This is a genomic window from Albirhodobacter sp. R86504 (assembly GCF_042466415.1).
Classification (GTDB): domain Bacteria; phylum Pseudomonadota; class Alphaproteobacteria; order Rhodobacterales; family Rhodobacteraceae; genus Albirhodobacter.
Genome location: NZ_JAXHCH010000002.1, coordinates 731,988 through 753,297, shown reverse-complemented (window position 1 = coordinate 753,297; position 21,310 = coordinate 731,988). Strand labels below are relative to the sequence as shown.

General features: G+C 60.5%; 15 protein-coding genes. 9 read left to right on the top strand and 6 right to left on the bottom strand.

Annotation, left to right across the window (positions count from 1 at the left end; all coding sequences use genetic code 11):
• Window positions 1-201: 201 nt before the first annotated feature.
• A complete protein-coding gene (locus SJY32_RS05675; RefSeq protein WP_376872672.1) occupies window positions 202-1,017 on the top strand; it encodes a ferredoxin--NADP reductase in 816 nt (271 codons plus the stop codon).
• Window positions 1,018-1,337: 320 nt separating this feature from the next.
• Here the strand turns inward: SJY32_RS05675 and SJY32_RS05670 are convergent, their stop codons facing one another.
• The gene (locus SJY32_RS05670) at window positions 1,338-2,195 is read right to left on the bottom strand and encodes a translation initiation factor 3 (RefSeq protein ID WP_376872669.1); all 858 of its coding nucleotides are present in this window, start codon (window positions 2,193-2,195) and stop codon (window positions 1,338-1,340) included.
• 251 nt (window positions 2,196-2,446) lie between these two features.
• On the opposite strand from SJY32_RS05670, the gene infC reads away from it, so the two are divergent.
• Window positions 2,447-2,986 carry a translation initiation factor IF-3 gene (gene infC, locus SJY32_RS05665; RefSeq protein WP_376877600.1) on the top strand — a complete coding sequence of 180 codons (540 nt, stop codon included), beginning with the start codon at window positions 2,447-2,449 and terminating at the stop codon, window positions 2,984-2,986.
• 124 nt (window positions 2,987-3,110) lie between these two features.
• Complete coding sequence (locus tag SJY32_RS05660) at window positions 3,111-3,521, top strand: YqaA family protein (RefSeq protein WP_376872666.1); 411 nt, start codon at window positions 3,111-3,113, stop codon at window positions 3,519-3,521.
• Between the two features lie 213 nt (window positions 3,522-3,734).
• Here the strand turns inward: SJY32_RS05660 and SJY32_RS05655 are convergent, their stop codons facing one another.
• A complete protein-coding gene (locus SJY32_RS05655) occupies window positions 3,735-5,969 on the bottom strand; it encodes a hypothetical protein (protein ID WP_376872663.1) in 2,235 nt (744 codons plus the stop codon).
• Window positions 5,970-6,256: 287 nt separating this feature from the next.
• Between SJY32_RS05655 and SJY32_RS05650 the strand changes: the two genes are divergently transcribed.
• The 6 genes from SJY32_RS05650 (at window position 6,257) to SJY32_RS05625 (ending at window position 15,389) form a co-directional block, all read left to right on the top strand.
• The gene (locus tag SJY32_RS05650; protein WP_376872660.1) at window positions 6,257-8,860 is read left to right on the top strand and encodes a glycosyltransferase family 2 protein; all 2,604 of its coding nucleotides are present in this window, start codon (window positions 6,257-6,259) and stop codon (window positions 8,858-8,860) included.
• A 343-nt stretch (window positions 8,861-9,203) separates the two neighbouring features.
• On the top strand, window positions 9,204-10,139 hold the full coding sequence (locus SJY32_RS05645) for a siderophore ABC transporter substrate-binding protein (protein WP_376872657.1): 936 nt from the start codon (window positions 9,204-9,206) through the stop codon (window positions 10,137-10,139).
• Between the two features lie 193 nt (window positions 10,140-10,332).
• On the top strand, window positions 10,333-11,352 hold the full coding sequence (locus SJY32_RS05640) for an ABC transporter permease (RefSeq protein ID WP_376872654.1): 1,020 nt from the start codon (window positions 10,333-10,335) through the stop codon (window positions 11,350-11,352).
• Window positions 11,345-12,382, top strand: coding sequence for an iron chelate uptake ABC transporter family permease subunit (locus SJY32_RS05635; protein ID WP_376872651.1), 1,038 nt, complete (start codon window positions 11,345-11,347; stop codon window positions 12,380-12,382). Before SJY32_RS05640 ends, SJY32_RS05635 begins: the two co-directional genes overlap by 8 nt.
• Window positions 12,379-13,134 carry an ABC transporter ATP-binding protein gene (locus tag SJY32_RS05630; RefSeq protein ID WP_376872648.1) on the top strand — a complete coding sequence of 252 codons (756 nt, stop codon included), beginning with the start codon at window positions 12,379-12,381 and terminating at the stop codon, window positions 13,132-13,134. The genes SJY32_RS05635 and SJY32_RS05630 overlap by 4 nt, the downstream gene beginning before the upstream one ends.
• Before the next feature lie 266 nt (window positions 13,135-13,400).
• The gene (locus SJY32_RS05625) at window positions 13,401-15,389 is read left to right on the top strand and encodes a TonB-dependent receptor domain-containing protein (protein ID WP_376872645.1); all 1,989 of its coding nucleotides are present in this window, start codon (window positions 13,401-13,403) and stop codon (window positions 15,387-15,389) included.
• A gap of 78 nt (window positions 15,390-15,467) precedes the next feature.
• On the opposite strand, the gene SJY32_RS05620 is transcribed toward SJY32_RS05625, so the two are convergent.
• From SJY32_RS05620 to SJY32_RS05605, 4 genes are all read right to left on the bottom strand, one after another.
• Window positions 15,468-17,108 (bottom strand): BCCT family transporter, encoded by a 1,641-nt coding sequence (locus tag SJY32_RS05620; protein ID WP_376872642.1) that lies wholly within the window; start codon window positions 17,106-17,108, stop codon window positions 15,468-15,470.
• Between the two features lie 269 nt (window positions 17,109-17,377).
• On the bottom strand, window positions 17,378-18,865 hold the full coding sequence (gene der / locus SJY32_RS05615) for a ribosome biogenesis GTPase Der (protein WP_376872640.1): 1,488 nt from the start codon (window positions 18,863-18,865) through the stop codon (window positions 17,378-17,380).
• A gap of 115 nt (window positions 18,866-18,980) precedes the next feature.
• On the bottom strand, window positions 18,981-20,327 hold the full coding sequence (locus SJY32_RS05610) for a PQQ-binding-like beta-propeller repeat protein (RefSeq protein ID WP_376872638.1): 1,347 nt from the start codon (window positions 20,325-20,327) through the stop codon (window positions 18,981-18,983).
• Between the two features lie 129 nt (window positions 20,328-20,456).
• The gene (locus SJY32_RS05605; RefSeq protein ID WP_376872636.1) at window positions 20,457-21,104 is read right to left on the bottom strand and encodes a tetratricopeptide repeat protein; all 648 of its coding nucleotides are present in this window, start codon (window positions 21,102-21,104) and stop codon (window positions 20,457-20,459) included.
• Window positions 21,105-21,310 lie beyond the last annotated feature (206 nt).

Genomic DNA, 21,310 nt, shown 5'->3' with positions numbered 1-21,310 from the left:
CCTTCGAGGCCAATGCTCAAAGACGGGCGAAATCGGCTTTTCGCGAACCGCGTTCCGCCTTAAAACGGGCCCAGCCGCTAAATGCCACATCTTGCGCCCGATCTGCGGCGCGATGAAAGCGCCGCCAAGTCCGAAAGGCGGCACGACCCCAATTCGCCCGCGCGCGCCCTATCGCAACGGCCCCATGTACAGAGACGCCAGATGGAACAGACAGAAGCCAAAGCTCCCGCCCCCAAACACCTGCCGGACGCGCAAACCGTCACCGCTGTGACCCATTGGACGGACAGTTTGTTCTCGTTCCGTGTTTCGCGCCCGCAGACCCTGCGCTTCCGCTCGGGGGAGTTCGTGATGATCGGCCTGATGGGCGACAATGGCAAACCTTTGCTGCGTGCCTACTCCATCGCCTCGCCGTCGTGGGACGAAGAACTGGAGTTCTACTCGATCAAAGTGCCGGACGGCCCGCTGACCTCGAAATTGCAGCATATCAAAGTCGGGGACGAGATCATCTTGCGCCCCAAACCCGTCGGAACGCTCGTGCATGACGCCCTTTTGCCGGGCAAGCGCGTGTGGTTCCTTGCCACGGGCACAGGTTTCGCGCCTTTCGCCTCGCTGATGCGCGAGCCGGAGACCTATGAGAAATACGACGAAGTCATCATGATGCACACCTGCCGCACTGTGGCAGAGTTGGAATATGGCCGCAAATTGGTGGAAGATCTGGAAAACGATCCGCTCATCGGTGAGATGGTCGCGGGCAAGTTGAAATACTACCCCTCGACCACCCGCGAAGAATTCCCGACGATGGGCCGGATCACCGATAACCTCGCCTCAGGCAAAGTGTTTGCCGATCTTGGCTTGGAACCGATGAACGCGGAAACGGATCGTGCGATGGTATGTGGGTCGCTGGCGTTCAACAAGGATGTGATGGCGGTTTTGGAGAGCTTCGGCCTTAATGAGGGGGCGAATTCCGAGCCGCGCGAATACGTGGTTGAGAAGGCCTTCGTCGGCGAAGGCGTCTGACAAAAGCGAAGGCGTTGACGAAAGCGAAGGCGTTGACGAAAGCGAAGGCGTCTGGCGAAGGGCGCCGCCCACTTCCGATGAAAGCCGCGCAGGGGTGACCTTGCGCGGCTTTGGCGTGACCTTTTGAGGGATCTGCAACCTAAGGCCACTTCAGGGAGGCGTGCTTAGCAAGGGGGGCTCTGCCCCCTGCGCGTTTGCAGGCAAACGCTCCCCCCCGGGATATTTTGGGCAACCGGAAGATGGGGCCGTGATGACGCGCGAGGGCGCAGAGATGAAAAAAGCCGCCCCGAAGGGCGGCTTTCCAACGCGCGGAGGGGCGATTACATCCCTAGCGCGGATTTCACTTGCGCGATCACCGATGGGATCAAGGCAGGGTTCTGCCCAGCCAAATCGACGGCGGATTTCAGCGTGGACTTCACATCGTCGCCCAAGGGCGCTGTGTCGATCATTGTCGAGAGGGTCGTAGCATCGAAGCCCTCAACCGTCAGCGCGCTCATATCCGTGGCAGCGGCCGCATCCGAGGCCGCTTGCGCCGCGGACTCTGCCGCATTGGCAGCCGAATCCGTTGCTTTGGCGGCGGCGCTCGCAGCGTCCGAGGCCGCCTCCGTCGCCGCTTGCGTGCCTGCTGCGGCCGCATCGGTGGTGGCTTCCGCCGCGGCCTCAGTGGCCTCAGTCGCCGCGGTTGCGGCATCAGAGGCCGAGGTTGCAGCCTCTGACGCAGCGGCAGTCGCGGCCTCAACCGCACCAGTCGCAGCCGCGCCAGCCGCCGCAGCGGCATCCGTTGCCGCATCGCCGGCAGCGGTCGCGGCATCGTTAGCAGCTTGCGTTGCATCAGCCGCAGCCTCCGCAACGGCTTCCGCCGCATCTGTCGAAGTTTGCGTCACAGCGTCCGTGGCCTCGGTTGCGGTTTCCACAGTGGCATCAACCGCTGCGTCAACCGTTTCCTCAACGGTTGCAACCGCGTCAGCCGCCGCCTCACCCGCCGCGTCAGCCGTTGCGGAGACCGCCTCGTCAGCCGCATCTACCGCGTCTGTCGCGGCTTGCGACGCTTCGCTTGCAGCCTGCGTTGCCGCATCCATCGCCGCTTGTCCGGCCTCATTCACGTTTTTTCCGCCTGCCATGAAATAGCCAATCGCAGCAACGATCGCGACAACAACGATACCTAATACTTTCTTCATCTCCCACTCCCTTTGTTCGGAGATTAATCTTAACGTAAACCTTTTGTCAGAAATTGACCTAAAAGAAAAGCTAGCCACCGGAAAAGCGCCAGAAGAGCCCCCCATAAGCCACCCAAACGGGGCCCGTTAACGGGGTTTTAGCCCCCATCGCCTGCATTTATGGGGTAAATGCCGATTGTGGTTGAAAGCCGCAGCTTTGCGCTCTATTTTGCGCGCCATCTTGCCTCTTTGGCCATATAAGGAATTCCACCATAGCCCGCAGACCCCATAATGCCCCGCCGCAACGCGACACTGGCCCTCGTATCAACGATCGTATCCGCTCCCCCGAGATCCGTCTCATTGGCGCTGACGGAGAAAACGTTGGTGTGGTCACCCCTGCACGCGCAATGGCCATGGCCGAAGAGGCCGGTCTCGATCTAGTGGAAATCTCGCCAACGGCGGTTCCGCCCGTTTGTAAGATCATGGATTTCGGCAAATTCAAGTATGAGCAGCAAAAACGCGAGGCTGAAGCCCGCAAGAAGCAGCACATCATCGAGATCAAGGAAGTCAAATTCCGTCCGGGTACGGATGTGCATGACTACGAAGTCAAAATGCGCTCCGTGATGAAATTCCTGGAGGGCGGCGACAAGGTGAAGATCACCCTGCGCTTCCGTGGTCGCGAAATGGCACACCAGCAGCTCGGTCTTGAACTGCTCAACCGCGTGAAAGACGACGTGGGTGAGGCCGGTAAGGTCGAATCGATGCCGAAGCTCGAAGGCCGCCAGATGGTGATGATGATCGGGCCCAAGTAAGCTTGGCGCCGACAGATCGCGGGCCGTATCATTCGGCCCGCATTTCAAAGCCCTCCCCCAACGGAGGGCTTTTTGAGTCTTTGCGCGCGGCCCCTTACCATCGCCGCCCCTCAGGATGACGCCCATGCTTCTCGCCTATGCGACCCTTGCGGCCACGGCCTTCATTGCCGCGACGATTTTTCCCGCCGGATCGGAGGCGGTTGTCGTCGCGATGCTGATCAAAGGCGCGTCGCCGGTCATGGTGATCGTGGTCGCCAGCGTGGGAAATGTTTTAGGGGCGATGACAACTTGGGGCGTGGGGTATTGGGCACGTAGCCGCCCGCAAATCCGTATCCCCCAGACCGCGCAGGCTTGGTATGACCGTTGGGGGCGTTGGAGCTTGTTGCTGAGCTGGATGCCCGTCGTCGGTGATGCGCTGGTCTTGATCGCGGGGGTGATGCGGGAGCGGGCGTCGACGGTTTTCATTCTGGTGAGTATCGCGAAAGTGGCCCGCTATGCGCTTTTGGCGGCGGCCACTCTCGCCCTTGCGGGGTAGGAAGGCGGGGAAGAGAAAACGCCGCAGGTCGGGAGCCTGCGGCGTCTGGCGCTTGATGCGGGAGACATCGCTGCGCGGGCGCGGACCCGTCGCTAAGCGGTGCTCGGGACGACCGCCGGGAAGGTTCGGGAGAACCGGATCCGCGCGTCTATCTCTACTTGCCCGTGCGCGCCCTGACTTTGATGCAAATCAACTGTTGATTGCGGCGCGCCGTTAAAGTTTCGCCAACTCCAGCCGGATCGCGCGATTATCCCCTTGTGTCAGCACTTGCTTGCCATAGGCTTTCGCCAGCTTGAAATGGCCACGATCCACGGCGCGTTTGAAGAGCTCGCGCTGATAGCGCGGGAAGGTGCGGCGCGCGCGCAGGCGTTGGTAGAAGCTGCTCTGTGTCAACGTGCCGTCCAGTGCGCCCAAGATAATCGGCGTCAAAATCCCCATTTGATGCAGCGACGAGCCGAGGCGGTGCCCCAAAAGCGGCGTGCGCAGTTTGACGACATTCGCGCCGTTGAACCGCGCTACGTGACCAGAATCGAGGGGCTCGTAGGGGTCGTAGAGAATCGAAACGCGCCGCGCCGTGCGGCTCGCCTCGGCCGCATCGCCGTAGGGGCCAGAGAAATCACGATCCCATGCGACTTTGTAGCGCGTCTCCCATGGCACGATGGTTTTATCCAAGGTTGATTGCGGTGAGATAATCACCACATCCGCCCCCGGACATGCGGCAGAAAAGGCCGCCGCCGCATAGCCCCCCATTGACGCGCCGTAGAACACAACCCTCTCGAATTGATCGAAAAATCCATCATCCCTGAGACGATCGAACTCTTGCGCAACCCATGGCTCGCGGTACCACGTCCAGCCGCCCGCCAACACGCCCAGCATCGACCAGCCCTGTTTCTCGATGAACGAAAACCCCCACGGGCGGCGGTCTTCGCGTTTGTTCATGGCGATATCGAGGTTGTCGAACGTCACCACGAGGGTCTTTTTACTGCGCGGCATATACAAGAAGGAATGGCCCGCCGTGCCTGCGCGGTAGAACCCCTCCGCGCCAGCAAGACCGCGCGCGATCTCCCCCCAGCTGCCCTCCTCAGCCGCGTCTTCCTCGGGGGGCGGCGCCGGTGTGAACACGCCACGCGTGATCTTGCCGCCGCCGCCATCCTCGCGTTCGGACAAGATCTCCGTCGAGCCAAACCCGCGCAGGAAGGGAAACGCGCCCGAGCCTTTGCGAATATCCAAAACCATCCGCGAATCTGCATGAAGGGCGGCCGTCAGAACCGGCTCTAGGTATTTGACTTTGTTCACATCGCCGAAACCGGAGACATTCAGCAATAGATCGACCGGCCGCAAATCCTGCGCCCGTGCGACATATTTCACCCGCGACGCATCTATCCCCGCAGCCGCAAGATGTGCGCGGTAACCCGCCACCCAATCGGATTCGGTGTCAGGCCACGCCCCTTCCGGCGTCAGATCAATCAGCACGATATCGCAGTCGAACCGGTTATGCGCCGCAATCGCAAGCTGCGGCGCAGTGCCGCCCAAATCGGCCAAGACGCCGATATCGGTCACTCCTGTTTGTTCCAGCACCGCCGCATCTTGCGCGGGGTCGGCCTCAAAGACCAAACGCCCACGGCTTTTGATCGGCGCGTCGAGGGGCGCGATGCCATGCTTGGCGAGGATTTTGTCGAGATAGCTCCCCGCGCGCGGCACCCCGTTAAACCGCAAACCCAGTTCCCGCTTGTTCGACGCCCATAGATGCACAGCCGTTGTCGCCTCGGTGAACAACGCCTCGACCTTTTCCGCCTTGCGGATCATCCGCGTGCGGTCCGGAAATGGCACGGGATAGAACGCCTCCATCGGCTGCACCTTATCCAGCAGCCCCAGTTTATGCACAAAATAAGTGACCATCATCGGCCCCCAAACGCCCCAAGGCTGGGCACTGACATGCACGGGCTCACCGCGTGACTTGGCGGCACGGTACTCCTCTTGCAGCTTTGGCTTGATGAATTCGGGGACGGCGTAGTGATCATCGGTGAAGGCGATCATCGCTTTGAGGAGCGCGCAATCCGCAGGCATCCCGAGGATCGCATTGTTGACGCGCTTGCTGTCGGGCAGCTCGAAGCCGAAAACATAATCGCTCTCATAGGTCATCGGCTTGTGACAATACACATCCGTATCGATCCAGATCATCCCCGGACAGGCTTTGATCATATGCAGGCGGAACAGATCAGCAAACAGCGCGAAGCTGTCTTTCTTCTCATATTTCATGAAGTTATCGGTGTCGATAATCTCGCGGCCATCGCGGCGGATCACCCCTTCGGGCACGTTGGGGATGTCTTCATAGGAAAACAGCGTGATCTTTTGCCCCGCATCGACAAAGCTTTTGAGGCAAAGGATTTCCATCCAGGAGAGCGCGCCCCCGATCCAGAGCGTGCCCACTTCGCGTGTCCGTGCCATACTGCCTCAACCTTTCACTGTTGGCGCATTGTGCCAAAGCGTGGTCACGTTTCCAATGAAAATCGTGCGGTTAGCGGGGTGGGCATGAAATATCACCAGAACGCTTGGCGCGAAGTTTGGTTAAGAATGCGCATCCCTGCCCCGTGCTCGCTTTGACGTTGGGGCGCGCTATGCTAGGGATTGGGCAAGGCACCTTTTTTGAGGGGTGCAGGCAGGGCCACCGATCAAAACAGGCCAGACCGGATCGGCAAAACAGGCCGACGCGATGCGATTTAGAAGGATTTGGGATGTCGGGCACGAATGGCGGGACTTCGGGAGTCCAAAATAATGGGGGAGGCCAAAATAAGGGCGCGGGCCAAAGTAAAGGGGGAGGCCAGAACAAAGCAAAACGTCGCAAGGCGGCGCGCTTTGAGGGGCAGGACGCTGGCAAGGTCACGCTATGTCGTTTGAGCGGCCCCGCGCAATCGCGGAGCCTCGCGCAAAATGCGCCGGATCATCCCCATCACCCGCTGCTCGAATGCCTCGTCTGGCCAAGTGGTGCGCCGTTCGGCGGCCCACTGGCGTCGGACGCCGAGACTTCCTCGCCGCGCCGCGAAATTCGTCTATTTTTCGCCAATCCGACCCGCGCGGAGGCGATCGCGATGGATCAGCCCGAGGATGCGGCGGCGCTGGGGATGATGCGGATCACTGAACTGCGCGAGATTTCCTCCGGCCTGATGGTGTCGGGATACGATATGTTGCCGCTGGAGGCTCCGGTTAAACTGCTGATGGCATCGGATCACGCGGCCCCCCCCCAAACCGAGGCGGTTTGCGCGTTTCAACCGACCCGCCCGCAAGTCGATCTGTTCCAAGGGCGCAACACGCTTTTCGCGCAACGGCTGGAAGAGCCGGCCGAGACCGTGCTCGAATGGCTGGCCTTCCACGCCGAACATCACGCCGCCCAAGCCGCATTAATTTTGAACCGCGCCCCCGATCCGCAAGAGCGCGCCGCGTTCCACGCCAAGCTTGAATCGGGCGTCGCGGACTGGGGCCTGCCGATGCAGATCACCGTGGTTGAACCGGATGCGCCGCTTGGCAAAGCGGATATGGGGCCGGAGAACCATCCCTTCCTCGCCCCCGACGCCCCCGGAAAAGATCGCATGACGCCCCCCGCGCCCGATGCATGGCGTAGCCCCTTGGGCACGGGCATCATTTTCGAGCTCGCAAAATGGATGTTTCTCGCCCGCGCCCGTGCCGTCCTGACGCTGGATGTGTCGGATTTGCTCACGCCGCCATCCGTTCTCACGACAATGCGCGCGGCGCAGCATCTTGAGGCAACGGGGGAGATCTTTCCCGAGGAAGCGACCCCGGCCAATGCGTTCGACCTGTGCACACAGGCGAAATCCGGCGTGGTGATGTTGGTGGGCCGGCGCATCTATCCGTGGCGCGTGCGCAAAGATCAGCGCGAGAGCTTTGGCGATCATATCTGCCGCCAGTTCGATGCGCGGCGCGGCTTTGCGCGGTGGGGCTGTGCGCCCGAGGCGGCAGGGCTGATGAACACCTGGCGCCCTGTGCGTGTGGCTTACGCCAAGCCCGATCTGGGCGTTGTCGTGCCCTTCATTCGCGCGATGGCCGTGCGGGTTGCGGGGCGCGCGGCCTCAGAGCTTGCGCCCAAAACCTCGCTCATCGAAGATCCAGCGCTTTTGATGATCGCATCCGATATTTTCGGCTTCAAACCGATCCGCCCGCCGGTCTCCAAACTCAAGGCCGCGCCCAAAAAGGCGATCAACGCGGGGCGGACTTGTATCGTGACCACGATGAAAAACGAGGGGCCGTTCATCCTTGAATGGCTCGCCTATCATCGCGCGATCGGGGTGGAGGATTTCCTCGTCTACACCAATGATTGCACCGATGGCACAGATACGATGCTCGACATGCTGCAAGACAAGGGGTTCTTGCAGCACCGTGTGAACCCTTGGGTGCCGGGCGGCGAGTTAAAGCCGCAGCACGCCGCCTTGCAAGCCTCGGAGGCCGAGCCGATCATGCAAAATGCAGGTTGGGCAATTTGCATGGATGTGGACGAGTTTATCGATATCAAAATCGGTGATGGCACCCTCAACGCCCTCTACTCTGCGATGGGCGAGGCCAATATGATCTCGCTGACGTGGCGGCTTTTTGGCAATTGCAACGTGCATGAATATCAAGACGCGTTTCTTCTCGATCAATTCACCACCTGCGCCCCCGAAATCGTCCGCAAGCCGCATCAGGCTTGGGGGTTCAAAACACTGTTCCGCAACATCGATATTTACAAAAAGATCGGGGTTCATCGCCCCAAGGGCCTCGTGCCAGATCTTTGGGACCGCGTGAAATGGGTCAACGGATCGGGGCAGCCGATGCCCCGCGAATTGTTCCGCAACGGCTGGCGGTCGACCTTGGAAACCTACGGCTATGACTGGGTTCAGTTGAACCATTACGCCGTGCGCTCGGCCGAGAGCTTCCTTGTGAAGCGCGACCGCGGGCGGGTGAACCATGTGGACCGCGATCAGGGGCTGAATTACTGGTTCCGGATGAACCATAATGCGGTGACGGAAACCTCGATCCAGCGGATGATCCCCGCGCTGCGCGCCGAGTACGAGCGCCTCATGGCCGATCCCGAGATCCGCGCGGCGCATGAGCATTCGGTGAAATGTCACGTCGATAAGATCAAGGAACTGCGCGCGACGGAGAATTACGAAAAATTCTACGGCGAGCTCTGTTCGCACCGCTTCGAAAAGCTCTCGACGATGCTGCATATGTTCGGATCGAACGTGTTTGGCGCGGGGCCGAATGTGCTCCCCGATGATATTCACCTGCGCGATCTTCCGCCCGATTTCTTCTTCACCGTCGAACATCAAGGCGAGGCAGAGCACTAGCGCTGCGCCGCGGTTGGCGCGCTCATCTGCGTCGGGCAAGGACCTCGCGCGGATATGATCTCTCGCCCGCGCGGGCGAGAGGCAGGGCGGTGCGGGTTCAGGATTTCACCGCAACTATATGATATTAAAACGCTAAAATTCCGCCCGCGGCTATGGCGGGGGCGGCGTTTTAACACGCATGACCTGCGCAAGACTGCCGCCACTAAAAACCTACTATTTTACTATGACATTTTTCTGGACGTTTCGGACCCCACCCGCTAAGCAGCAAAAAGCCCCGCGCGATGCTCTCGAGCCGCGCCGGATTGCGAAACCGCGGCGCGTTGCCGCCTTTGGGACGATTGACATGATCCAGCTGACCCGCACCAAAACCGCAGCCCCTCGCAAAGCGCGCCTGCGCGCCCTGCCCGCCTTGATCGCCGCATTGATCGCGCTGCAAACCGCGCCTGCCGCCGCGCAAGAAATCACCGTATCGACCGCCCGCGGCGAGGCGACAGTGTCGATGGCCCCCGAAAATGTCGCCGTCTTTGATATCGCCGCGATCGATACCCTCACCGCGATGGGCGTCGATCTCGCGGGCGTGCCCGACAAGCTTTATGTGCCCTATCTTTCTGGCGTGAACGCGCCGCAGGTCGGCACATTGTTCGAGCCGAATTTGGAGGCTCTCGCCCAGATCAACCCCGATCTGATCGTCATCGGCGGGCGTACAGCCGTTCAATATGACGCTGTGTCCAAGCTCGCGCCGACACTCGACATGACAATTTCGCAAGACACAATCAACGATGCCCGCAGCCGGATCGAATCTTACGGCGCGCTTTTCGACAAGCAAGACCAAGCCACCGAGATGACGATGCGCTTCGACGCCTCGCTCAAAGCCGCACAAGATGCCGTCGCAGGCAAGGGCAACGGTTTGATTTTGATGACAAACGGGCCGAAAGTATCGGCTTACGGCGTGGGGTCGCGGTTCGGGTGGATTCACAGCGCGTTGGGCCTCCCGCAGGCGTTTGACAAGCTCGTGCCCGAGACCCACGGCGATTCTGTGTCGTTCGAATTTATCGCAGAGGTGAATCCCGATTGGTTGATCGTGATTGATCGCTCTGTCGCGGTCGGTGAGGCCGCATCCGCCGACACAACCTTGGATAACCCGCTCATCAACGGCACAACCGCGGCGCAAAAGGGCCAGATCGTCATGCTCTCGCCTGCCCCGCTCTATATCGCGGGCGGCGGCTATACCGCGATGACGCAATCCTTTGACGAGATCGCTACGGCCTTCACCAAATAAGCGTCGAGATGCAGGGCGCGCGTTGCCTCAACAGCGCCCTGCATAGCCCTTGCGCCTCGGGCAAAGGCCTTCCCCGCCCGACCATAACGACGCCCAAAAGGCTCGCGACGATGACACCGACGCCACCGCCCCGCACCATTTTCTCGCGGCCAAGCCCCTTCGCCCGCCATAATAAAAGCCAGTCGCGACTGATATGACCCTCCCTAACCTCACCTCCGCACCGCAAAACGCGCCCGCCCGCCCCGCCGCGCAAGACGGGCGCCGCGTTGCGCTGGCGCTTGCGGCGCTGCTCCTCCCGCTGGCCTGCGCAAGCGTGTTGATCGGCGCGGCCGGCATCGGCTTTGCGGCACTGCGGGATGATCCTCAGGCGGTGATGATCCTGACCGTATCGCGCCTTCCGCGCACGCTTGCGGTCATCTTGACGGGCGCTGCGCTCGCCGTAGCGGGCGTCGTCATGCAACAGCTCGTGCGCAACCGATTTGTCGAGCCCGGCACCACCGGCACATCCGAAAGCGCGGCGCTCGGCTTGCTCGCGGTGACGATCCTCGCGCCGAACGCATCGATTTTCCTCAAGATGGTGGTCGCCAGCGTGAGCGCGATGCTTGGCACTGCGCTGTTTATCAAACTGATCCGTCGCCTGCCCCCGCGAGAGGTTTTGCTCGTGCCGGTGGTAGGGATCATCTTGTCGGGCGTGCTGGGCGCGGTTGTGACCTTCATCGGCTGGCAAACCGATCTGCTGCAACTCATCTCGGTCTGGCTGATGACGGGTGAGTTTTCCGGCGTGATCGCGGGGCGGTTCGAGCTTCTCTATATCGCGGGCGCCGCGGCGGGGTTGGCGTGGTTCGCGGCCGACCGGTTTTCCATTCTCGGGCTGGGGCGCGAAACGGCAACGGGCTTGGGGCTCAATACGGATGCGGTGATGCGCCTCGGCCTTGTCGTGGTGTCAATCGTGACGGCTTTGGTGATCGTGACGGTCGGCATGATCCCGTTCATCGGATTGGTCGTGCCCAATATCATTGCGCGATTGATGGGGGACAATCTGCGCACCACCCTGCCCGCGACGGCGGCTGGCGGCGCGGTTGCGGTGCTGGCGTGCGATATCATTGGCCGTTTGGTGCGCTACCCCTACGAGGTGCCGGTTGGCACGGTGCTGGGGATCTTGGGATCGGGGCTGTTCCTGTGGCTTCTCTACCGTGAGCGCCCCAATGGATGAGGCACGCCAATACCTCGCACAAGACATCGATCTGATCGCGGCCCAAACCGCGGCAAGGCGAAAGCGCCTGCTCGCGGGGCTCGGCCTTGGTCTTTTGATCTCCTGTGCGGCCTATCTCTTTTGGGGGCTCGGCTTTGGGGCATTCGGCCCGCGCCTCGGCTTTGTGCTGGAACTGCGCGCAGGCAAGCTGGTCGGGATGCTGCTGGTTGGCGCCTCTGTCGCGGCGGCGACAATCTTGTTTCAGACCGTCTGCCGCAATCGCATTCTCACGCCGCAGATCATGGGGTTTGATGCGCTTTACATCTTGATGCAGACGGGACTTGTCGCGGGGCTTGGCCTCACAGGCTTTGCATCCCTGCCCGCGCAAGCGAAATTTGGCCTTGAGGTCGCGGTTATGATGCTGGCGGCCCTTGCGCTATTTGGAACATTGTTAGGCCCGCGCTCGCGCGCCGCCAGCGGGCAGGATGTTGCCCGGCTTGTCCTGACGGGGGTGATCCTTGGCGTTTTGTTCCGCTCCATCTCCGGCTTTTTGACGCGGATCATGGACCCGAACGCCTATGCCACGGTGCAAAGTGCGAGCTTCGCGAGTTTTGCCAAGATCGACACGAGCCTTCTGCCATTTGCGACGGTGCTGTTTGGCGGGGCGATCGTCTTCGCGTTGATCCTTGCGCCGAAACTTGATGTTCTGGCGCTGGGGCGACCGATTGCGATCTCGCTCGGGCTGCCGCATGATCGCATCGTTTTGCTCGCGCTCGCGCTTGTCGCGGTGCTGGTCTCGGTGGCGACTGCGCTTGTCGGGCCAGTTGCCTTTTTCGGCCTGCTGGTCTCGGGCCTCGCGCATCACCTCTCCCCCTCGCCACGCCACGCGACCCTGCTGCCCGTCGCGATGCTGATTTCGATGCTCATGCTTGTCGCAGGGCAAACCCTGTTCGAGCGCGCCTTGGGCCTGCAATCCACCCTCTCCGTCGTGATCGAATTTGCGGGCGGATTGTTCTTCTTATGGCTTTTGTTAAAGGGACGGATGCGATGATCACGCTTCAAAATGTGAGCCATGCGATCGGCACAACGCCGATTTTACGCGATCTGACGCTGACGATCCCGAAAGGGAAGATCACCGCATTGATCGGCCCCAATGGCGCGGGAAAATCGACGCTTCTTTCCGTCATCGGGCGGCTAGCGGATTTGCAATCCGGTCAAATTCTCATAGAGGGCGACGATGTTGCACGCACCGATAGTCGCACTTTGGCGCGCCGCATGGCGATCTTATCGCAATCCAATCCCCTGCATAGTCGCCTGCGCGTGCATGAACTCGTCGCGTTCGGGCGTTGGCCCCATCATCAGGGCCGCGCCACAGCGCAAGATCACGCTATCGTTTCGCAAGCCTTGGAGGCGCTCGATCTGGCGCCCCTGTCAAATCGTTTTATCGAGGAGCTATCGGGCGGCCAGCGCCAACGCGCCTTTATCGCGATGAGCTTTGCACAACAGGCCGATTGGCTTTTGCTGGACGAACCGCTCGCCGCGCTTGATATGGCACATGCGCGCGGCGTGATGGCCCATCTGGCGCTGTTGCGGGATTTGGGGCGAAGCATCGTTGTGGTGTTGCACGATATCAATCACGCGGCCGCTTGGTCAGATCATATCGTTGCGATGAAGGCAGGTGAGATCGCGGCACAAGGAACGCCCGCCGAGGTCTGCACCGCGCACGCGTTGGGTCAGATTTACGATATGGATTTGCGCGTGACGGAAATCGACGGCAAGCCTTTGGTGCTTCACCACCTCTGAGTTGGGGCCGACGTGTCGTAAACTCGAATCGATTTGCGAACAAATCGCGCAACTCTGGGCACGATCACTAGGTGAAGCTTGGATCTCAAACTGTTGATTAAAAATGACAAAAAATCCCAACCGCATTTGAGGTTGGGCCGAGGCTTTTTGGTCACAGGATGCTAAATCCATAGTAATTTTGTCAGGTTTATATTCCGTAGTATTTTAGTCAAGATTATAAGCGCCCCAGCGTCACGCGCTTTTGATGAAATGTTACGGAGATACCCATGCGCTTCCCCCCTCAATTCCTACCACGCCTCTTGCCCCTCGCGGGCACATCGCTCCTCGCGATGACCGCCGCGCTGCACGCGCAAGAGGCAGAAACCTTCGCCCTTGATCCGATCACGATCATCCGCGAAGGCGAAGACAACATCACCGCAACAGGCGGCACCGTTCTCACGCTGGGTGATATCGAAACGCTTGCGCCGGCGGATGTCTCGCAACTCTTCTCGCGCAATTCGTCGATCTCCGTGTCGGGCGGCGGCGGCCCTGCCAAGAAGATCCACGTGCTCGGCATGGAGCAATCCAACCTCGCCGTCAGTGTCGACGGCGTCCCACAACCCGCGACAAGCTGGCACCACACCGGCTCGAATGTCGTCGATCCGAAATTCCTCAAGCGCGTTGAGGTCGAAGCTGGCGCCGCCGCAGCCGATTCCGGCTTTGCCGCAGCCGCAGGCGCGATCCGTTACGAGACCGTGGGCGCGCAAGATCTTCTTGAGGATGGCCAAACCACTGGCGGACGCGCATCCGTTTCTTACGGGTCAAACGGCGCAGGCCTGACCACTAGCCTAGCAGGCTATGGCAAATACGCGGGGTTTGATTGGTTCGTCATGGCCAATGAGTCGAACGGGGATAACTACGAGACAGGCGACGGCGTCGAAGTTCTGGGCACAGAACCGGCTGCGACGAATGTCATCGCGAAGCTCGGTTATGAGGTTGAGGATCACCGCTTTGAAGTGAACTTCGAACATGGCCGCGATGCGGCGGACCGCACGATCAAGATGAACCTCGGCCTGTCCACCGACACGACAGCCTATCCAATGGTCGTCACGCGCGATTCCATCAGCCTGAAATACACCACCACCAACGCAACCAACTCGTGGGACCCCGAAGCCACTCTCTACTTCAGCGAGAATGACTATTACCGCGACAATTACACGACCAGCACCAACGGCAACATGCAGTTGGAGGAGGACACGTTCGGCGGCAAAGTGCAAAACACCTTCACCACGGGCATGGGTAAAATCACCGCCGGTGTCGACTTCAAACAGCACGACTATTTCACCAACAACTACGGCAACAACGATCGCCAATACCGCAACTTCTCAACCTCGCAGATCGGCGTGTTCACGCAAGGCCGGTTCGACCTTGGTCAAGATCTATCGCTGTCGACGGGCGCACGCTATGACGCGAGCCGCTTCACCGATTGGGACGGCGAACGGTTCTCCAGCACGGGCGGCAGCGTCAACGGCACGCTGGCCTACAAGGTTACGGAAGGGTTGGAGCTTTTCGCGGGCGCGTCCTCGACCTACCTTGGCTATGTGATCGGCGACTATGGCTATCTCCACGCGCGTGACAGCTCGTTCTACACCGATCCCGGCTTTGATACCGGCCGGTCGCAAAACGTCAAGCTCGGCGCGAACTTCACGCAAAATGACTTCCGCGGCGGGATTACCTTCTTTGACACCAAAATCAACGGCCAGCCCTCCTACGGATGGTCGCCTGCTGTTTTGACCAATGATCCCGACGAATATCGCACGCGCGGCTTTACTCTGAACGGTAACTACGATTTCGGCGGCACCCGCGTTGGCGGCACGCTCACGAAAGCGGATGTGACGATCGGTGGCGAATCCGCCGTGCCAAGCAGTGGCTACTTCATGCCGATCGGCACGATGGCGACGCTTTACGTCGATCATGACCTCGTCGCCTATAATATGACTGTGGGGGCGAGTGTCGAATGGGCGAGCGAGATCTCCGACACGGCGGCGACGGATGCGGGCTTTGTCGATCAGCCCTCCTACACCGTCTTGAGCGCCTATGCCGAATGGCAGCCAGCGCGGTTTGACACGGTCTCGGTGCGCCTCGACGTCGATAACCTGCTCGATGAGACCTATTATGAGCGCACAGGATACGCCTACAGCACCAACCGTGGCGGGATTGATCCCATCTATGCCGCGGGTCGGACTGTCACCTTGGGCGTCACGATGAAGTTCTGAGATCATCGGACGAAAGGCTAAAAAGAAACACCCCGCGATGTGCGTCGCGGGGTGTTTCATATGTCAAGATCAAGGCGATCAGTTGATCGCGCGCTCGCTTTGCAGCCCGCGGAAGATCGCCCAACACATGACGAGCAGTACCACCGTGAACGGCAACCCTGTCGAGATCACCATGGATTGAAGTGATTTCAATCCGCCGACCGACAGCAGGAGCACAATCGCAACGGCCCCCTCGAAGATGCACCAGAATACGCGCTGCGGCACAGGCGCATCGACTTTCCCGCCTGCGGTGATCGTATCGATCACCAACGAACCCGAATCCGACGATGTGACGAAGAACACGATCACCAGAACGATGCCGATGAACGAGGTAATCGACGCCAGCGGCAAGGCATCCAACATCTGGAACAGCTGACGCGGAAGCTCGGCGTCTTGTGCAAGCGTGTAGCCGTCTTGCACGACCTGTTGGATCGCAACGCCGCCAAAGACGCTCATCCACAACACACACACAAGGCTCGGGATCAGCAGAACACAGGTGATGAATTCACGCACTGTGCGTCCGCGGCTGACGCGCGCGATAAACATCCCCACGAATGGCGACCAGCTGATCCACCATGCCCAGTAAAACGCCGTCCAGCCCTGCATGAAGTTGGTATCAGGACGGTTCACCGGATTGGCGAGCGCTGGCAGATATTCGAAATAGGCAATGAGTGACGTGCCGAAATTCGACAAGATCGCCAATGTCGGCCCCACAAGAAGCACAAAGCCTAGCAACAAGAACGCGAGGCCCATATTGATCTCTGAGAGGAGTTTCACCCCCCCGTCCAAACCGCGCAGCACAGACACAAGCGCCACCGCCGTGATGCCCGTGATCAACAAAACCTGCATCGTCGCATTGATCGGCACACCGAAGAGCTCATTGAGACCCGCATTCGCCTGCGTAGCGCCCAAGCCTAGCGACGTCGCCAGACCAAAGAGCGTGGCAAACACCGCCAGAATATCAATGATATGCCCCGGCCAGCCCCAGATCCGCTCGCCCAAAATCGGGTAGAACGCGGAGCGGATCGTCAGTGGCAAGCCCTTGTTATAGCTAAACAATGCCATTGCCAGGCCGACAACTGCGTAAATCGCCCAAGGGTGAAGTCCCCAGTGGTAGATCGTCGCCGCCATACCCAACCGGATCGCCGCTTCCTGATCGCCCTCAGCGCCGCCCAATGGCGACCAATCCGTGCGCACACCGTTCTCAATGCTCACACCACCGAACGCGGTCGAGAAATGGGTCAAAGGCTCCGACACGCCGTAAAACATCAGGCCAATGCCCATGCCCGCCGCGAACAGCATCGCAAACCAGCCCGTATAGCCATAGTCAGGCTTTGCCTCCGCCCCACCAAGGCGCACCTTGCCCAAAGGCGTGACGATCAGCATCAAACAAAACAAAACAAAAATATTCGCCGCGCCGATGAAGAACCAGTCAAACCCCTTCGTCACAGTCCCGAAAAGCCAGCCAAACACCATGCCCGCTTGTTCGGGCAAAGCCAGAGTATAGAATACGAAAGCCACAACGCTGAGGCCCGAAATCTGGAACACAGGATTGTGGATATCAAATCCGAACGGCCCGACACTGCCCTCCAGATTATCTTGGCCGATGGTGTAATCGGTATCGATCACATCCGCCGCACCATCCGGCGAGGGGATCCCCGCCGTGGTTTCATCTGTCATGATCATCCCTCTTTTGGTTAGTCTACGGTCTACATTAGCGTAAATCCGCCGAAACCGCCACCAAGGCAGGGAAGTTTCTCGCCGTGTCTTTCGCTTACCCTATGTAAATCAACGAAAATACAACCTGTAGGCCTGTAATGCGCAGTCGTCAGAGCTTTTCCGCTGCGCCCGGCGCCCCCGCCCAGATGCCCGTGCCCTCAGCCGCGCAGCCTCCCGTTCCATGAAAAAAGCGGCCCCGAAGGACCGCTTTTTGGCTCATGTCGATTGGCTTAGTCGGACAGATCGCCGCCCTTGCCCTTTTTCGTTTTGCCCGCATCGACGTGCTTTTTCAGGCGCGACGGGATCGACTTTTTGCGATCCTTATACGGGTTGTCCTGACCTTGGTCGCGGAACATCAGACGGATCGGCGTGCCAGGCATATCGAAGCTCTCGCGCAGACCGTTTACGAGATAACGGCCATAGCTTTCCGGAATCTTGTCGGTATGCGTCGATTTCACGATAAAGGCAGGCGGACGCGTCTTGATTTGCGTCATATAGCGCAAACGGATGCGACGACCGCCCGGTGCGGGGGGCGGGTGCGCCTCGGTCATCACCTGCATCCACTGGTTCAGCTTTGCGGTGGTGATCCGGCGGTTCCAGACCGCATGCGCTTTCAAGATCGCATCGTGCAAACGATCCAATCCCTTGCCCGTCTTGGCCGAAACCGTGATCAGCGGCGCGCCGCGCAGCTGCGGCAGCAGACGTTCAAACGCCTCGCGCAGCTCGTTGAGCTTGGCCGGTTTGTCGTCCTCAAGATCCCATTTGTTCGCCGCCACGATGACCGCACGGCCCTCGGTTTCGGCGAAATCTGCAATCCGCAAATCTTGCTGTTCAAACGGAATGTCGACGTCGAGCAAAACAACCACGACTTCCGCAAAGCGCACCGCGCGGATGCCGTCAGAGACCGAAAGCTTCTCGAGTTTATCAGAAATCTTCGCCTTTTTGCGCATCCCGGCGGTGTCGAAGATCCGCATCGGCGTGCCGAGGAAGGTCGTCTTGACAGAGATCGCATCGCGCGTGATCCCGGCCTCGGGCCCTGTGAGCAACCGCTCCTCACCCAAGATCTTGTTGATCAGCGTCGATTTGCCCGCATTCGGACGCCCGATCACCGCAAGCTGTAACGGCTTGGCTTCGCTCGGGGCTTGATAGACATCCTCATCCTCAGAGTCCGGATCGATCTCGACATCGGTCTCGGGGATGTTGTGGCGGTTCTTTTCTTCATATTCGTCCGCGAAGGGCACGAGGATGCGGTAAAGATCGTCCATCCCCTCGCCGTGCTCTGCCGAAATCCGCAGCGGCTCACCGAGACCCAAAGTCCAGCCTTCCATCGCGCCCAATTCGCCGGCATTGCCCTCGGCCTTATTGGCCGCGACGATGACGTTGGCGTTTTTACGGCGCAAGATATCCGCGAAAATTTCATCCGCAGGGGTCACACCCAACCGCGCATCAATCACGAACAGACAGATGTCTGCCTCCTCGACGGCGCGTTCGGTCAATCGCCGCATCCGGCCTTGAAGGCTGTCGTCTTCGACAAGCTCCAAACCGGCCGAATCGATGACAATAAAGCGCAAATCGCCAAGACGTGCGTCGCCCTCGCGCAAATCGCGCGTCACACCCGGCTGGTTATCGACCAGCGCGAGGCGTTTGCCGACCAAACGGTTGAACAAAGTGGATTTGCCGACATTCGGACGACCGACGATGGCGAGGGTAAAGCTCATGTTTCTCTCCGTGGAAGCGGACCCCATACACGCTTTGCAAGCAAAGGCAAAGGGGCATTGCTGCCCCTGCCCTCATCTCTCACGTTCGCGGCCCGTTTTTTGCGGGCGCGCGCGTTTACCGGTAAGCGTGCAACACCCCATCCGCAGACACGACATAAAGCGTGCCATTGGCAACGACCGGCGCAGAGGACGCACCGCCCGCGATTGGCGCTGTCGCCGTCATCTGCCCCGAGACAGGATCGAACACGCGCAAGGTGTCATCCGATGACGCCACGAACAATTTGCCGCCCGCCAGAACTGGCCCGTAATGCGCCCGAATATCACGGCGTTTTTTGTCTTTCGACACGGGCACGTAATACGGCAGGTCAATCGCCCAGACTTGCGCGCCCGTAGCGGCATCCAACCGCACGAGCTGGCTGTTGTCGGAGACGAGGAACACCGATCCACCCGCGACTTGCACAGGCCCCAGCGGCCCTTGCGTGGCCGACCAGATCTCCGCGCCCGATCTGGCGTCAAACGCCGTCATCCGGCCTGCCGACGTGCCCGCATACACGCGCCCGCCCGCGATCACGGGATCGCCCGTCACATCGCGGATCGCGGTGTAAGCGCGGCCCAATCGGTTGCCTGCGACGCGGCCCGTCCAAAGATCCCGCCCGCCTTTTTTCAAAACGGCCTTCAGATCGCCAGTGCCAAACGGGAAGACCACGATCTGCCCGTCCACGCCCGGCCCTGCGACGCCCGTGACCCCTGTGCGCGAGGGAAGGCCGGCGAGTTGCCATTGGATTTTACCGTCCGAGGTGCGGATCGCGTAGGCGGTGCTATCGCGCGAGACGACATAGACCAGATCGCCCGAGACCGCAGGCGCGCCGCCCACTGCTGCGGGCAACTCCTGACGCCAGATGACCGCGCCCGTCGCCGCGTCCAACGCAACGAGTTCGCCAAAGCCCGTGCTGACAAACACCTTGCCGCCCGAGGTCGCCAAACCGCCACCCGATGCATCATCCGCCCGCTCGCCGGCGGGGGTGAGGTCGCTTGACCACAGCGTTGCCCCCGCTTCCGACGTCGCCACGACGCCCGCGCGCGAATCGAGTGTGAAAATGCGGCCCTGTGCCACAACCGGATCGGCTGTGATGCGATGCTTACGGCCTGCGCCTGCGCCAATTGGTGCGGTCCAAACCGGCGTTGTGCCCGCGCCAATCGCCGCGTTCACAAAATCATGGGATGCCGAACCGCCGCGATGTGTCCACTCCGCGTTACGGGTTTGCGCCGGCAAGGAAATCGCCACCGCGCGCGGGCCTTCAGACGCCAGCGCCGCACCGGTTTGAGACACATCCAGCGCCGCGCCCGATCCGGTGACATCGCGCGGATCAAGCCGCTCGCCCGCAAGGGGAATTTGCTTGGGGGCACAGGCCGCTAGGGCCGCCAGAAGCGCCAAAACCGAGATGCTGCCGATACGCGTCACTGCGCTTCTCCCTGTTCGTTCCGAGGCGTGTCGTTTCGGTTGAGGACGATAGATCGACGATCCCCGAAACGGGCCTAACTATTACATTCGAATAACCGCGCCTGACCGGCGCGGCCCATCAGTGCCGCATTATGCGGGGGCTTGCTCACCCAAAGTCAGCAAAAGCTCGGAGGCGCGTTGACGCAAGGATGAAGTCACGCCCGGCTCCGAGAGAATTTGATCAAACAAGCTGCGCGCGCCCGCTTCATCGCCCTGATCCAGCAAGATCAGCGCCTGACCTTCCATCGCCAAGGCACGGTATCCATTGCCCGGCACGGCGAGACGGTCGAACACCGCTTTGCGGTCCTCAACGCTCATCTCCGCATCGCTTGCAATCGTCGCCGCCTTGTAAGCCGCCAGATCGCGCAAGGAGGCTGGTATGCCCTCAACCGCCGCGACGGATTGCAGCGTGGCAACCGCGCCGGCGATATCGCCAGCGGTGACCATCTCCGTCGCGGTTAGCAAATCGCGCACCGCGATCCGGCCAACGCCTTCCGCCTCAATCGCGCCAAGCGCTGCGACTTGATCCTCGGTGCTAACGGCCTGCAAGACGGCGTCGCCGAACGCCTGCGCCTGCGATGCATCGCTCGCCTTTTTCCACTCAAACGCCGCCGAGGTGCCAACAATCCCCACAACGGCGGCAATGCCGATCCAACCGTAGCGTTTCATCAGCCCGAAAAGGCGATCGCGGCGAACTTCCTCGGTCACCTCGTCAATAAAGCTGTCAGTATCGCTCATCGCGTGCCCTCATCCCTGCTATGTCCCATGCCCGTTCATTGGACCCGCTCTCGGGCCGGAGCGATCTGCGCGCCGCGCAAACTGCCTCCGCATGGGGCAACCGCGCAAACGGCTGCCTGTTCGGCCCTGTTCTATGGCATCTCATACCGCTTGCCAAGCACAGCCAAACGCAGTTCGCCGAGCAACGCGGGCGCAGGCGGTCTTTC